Origin of the sequence: Desulfovibrio sp. 1214_IL3152 (assembly GCF_036763055.1) — a bacterium.
Lineage (GTDB): Bacteria > Desulfobacterota > Desulfovibrionia > Desulfovibrionales > Desulfovibrionaceae > Desulfovibrio.
Genome location: NZ_JBAIYW010000468.1, coordinates 1 through 1,865 on the forward strand (window position 1 = coordinate 1; position 1,865 = coordinate 1,865).

1 protein-coding gene and 1 pseudogene are annotated in these 1,865 nt (G+C 58.9%); both read left to right on the top strand.

Going from position 1 to position 1,865, the window contains the following annotated elements:
- Positions 1 to 100 precede the first annotated feature (100 nt).
- The gene (ahbC, locus tag V6C07_RS09815; protein ID WP_333536259.1) at positions 101 to 1,285 is read left to right on the top strand and encodes a 12,18-didecarboxysiroheme deacetylase; all 1,185 of its coding nucleotides are present in this window, start codon (positions 101 to 103) and stop codon (positions 1,283 to 1,285) included.
- 118 nt (positions 1,286 to 1,403) lie between these two features.
- A pseudogene (locus tag V6C07_RS09820) lies at positions 1,404 to 1,865 on the top strand (porphobilinogen synthase); the annotation flags it as partial.

A 1,865-nucleotide genomic window follows, 5' to 3' on the forward strand; every position in this document is an offset into this window, starting at 1 on the left:
GGCAGGCCCGACCTGGCCCAGGCAGGCGGCAGCCAGCCTGAAGGACTGGACGAAGCCTTTGCCGCGCTGAAAAAATGTATCGAACAATAAGGACTGTGTGATGATTGGCATTTCCAAGCTGTACTGTGGTCAGGTGGAGCCTTCGGACGCCCTGCGTTATGGCCGTGAGTCGGGCAAGCTGCCCTCCCATCTGCTGCAGTTTTCCAAGGACAAGAAGCCTGTGGTGGTCTGGAACATGACCCAGCGCTGCAACCTCAAATGCGTGCATTGCTACGCTCACGCCATTGAGGTGGACGGCACGGACGACATCAATACCCAGCAGGCCAAGGCCATGATCGACGATCTGGCCGCCTACGGCGCTCCGGTCATGCTTTTCTCCGGCGGCGAGCCGCTGGTGCGCAAAGATCTGGTTGAACTGGCAAGCCACGCCACGTCCAAGGGCATGCGGGCCGTCATCTCCACCAACGGAACCCTGATCACCAAGGAAAAAGCGCGCGAACTCAAGGCCGTGGGCCTCTCTTACGTGGGCATCTCCCTGGACGGCATGGAAGAAATACACGACAAGTTCCGCGCCGTACCCGGCGCGTTCCGCAAGGCTCTGGAAGGCATTGCCAACTGTCAGGCCGAAGGTCTCAAGGTGGGGCTGCGCCTTACCATCAACAAGCGCAATGCCGGTGAAATTCCCGGTATTTTCCGCCTGCTCAGGGATATGGAAATTCCCCGCGCCTGTTTTTACCACCTTGTCTACTCCGGCCGAGGCTCCGAGCTTATCAAGGAAGACCTTGACCACGCGGAAACCCGTCAGGTGCTGGACCTCATCATGGATGAAACCCGCGCCCTGTTTGACGCGGGCAAGGGCAAGGAAATCCTTACTGTTGATAACCACGCCGACGGCCCCTACGTGTGGATGCGGCTCAAGCGCGAAGACCCCAGGCGTGCGGAAGAAGTTTTTGAACTGCTTCAGTACAATGAGGGCAACAGCTCGGGCCGGGGTATCGGCTGTATTTCCTGGGACGGAAAGGTTCATGCCGACCAGTTCTGGCGGAACCATGTGCTCGGCAATGTGCTGGAGCGTCCGTTCTCGCAGATATGGGACGACCCCTCCATTGAACTGCTGCACATGCTCAAGGACAAGAAAGCCCACGTCAAGGGCCGTTGCGCCAAGTGCCGCTTTCTGAACATCTGCGGCGGCAACTTCCGCGCCCGCGCCGAAGCCTATTATGATGACATCTGGGCACAGGACCCGGCCTGCTACCTGACTGATGAAGAAATCGGCCTGAAATAGCTTCTTTTTGTGAGGAGGCCCCTTGTTCAAAAAGGGGCCTCTTTCGCACTCTCTGCCAGTTTTTACAAGCGCTATCGCATGATAGAGGCAGCCTGGCCTGAAAAACAAGGATAGAGCCATGACTCCGTTCCATCGCGGCCGCCGTCTGCGCGCCACCCCCGAGCTCCGCACACTGGTGCGCGAAACCGCGCCCCTTCTTGTGGAAGACCTTATTCAGCCCTATTTTGTGGTTGAAACAAAAGACCCCAATTTTCGCAAAGAAATCGGCTCCATGCCAGGCCAGTACCAGCTGAGCCTCAGCCAGCTGGAAAAACAGGTGGAACAGGCCGTGGACACGGGCCTGCATTCTGTCATCCTTTTTGGCATTCCGGCCACCAAGGACGAAAAAGCCTGCGGCGCCTACGCCGACGACGGCATCGTGCAGGAGGCAGTGCGGCTGCTCAAGCGCCGCTGGCCCGAGCTTTTTGTCATGACAGACGTGTGCCTGTGCGAATACATGAGCCACGGCCACTGCGGCATTCTTACGCCCGAGGGCGTGGTGCGCAACGATGCCACCCTGCCCCTGCTGGCGCAGACCGCC

Excerpts from the sequence above, each read along its gene's own strand:
- ahbC (WP_333536259.1), top strand. The coding sequence starts at position 101 with ATGATTGGCATTTCCAAGCTGTACTGTGGTCAGGTGGAGCCTTCGGAC.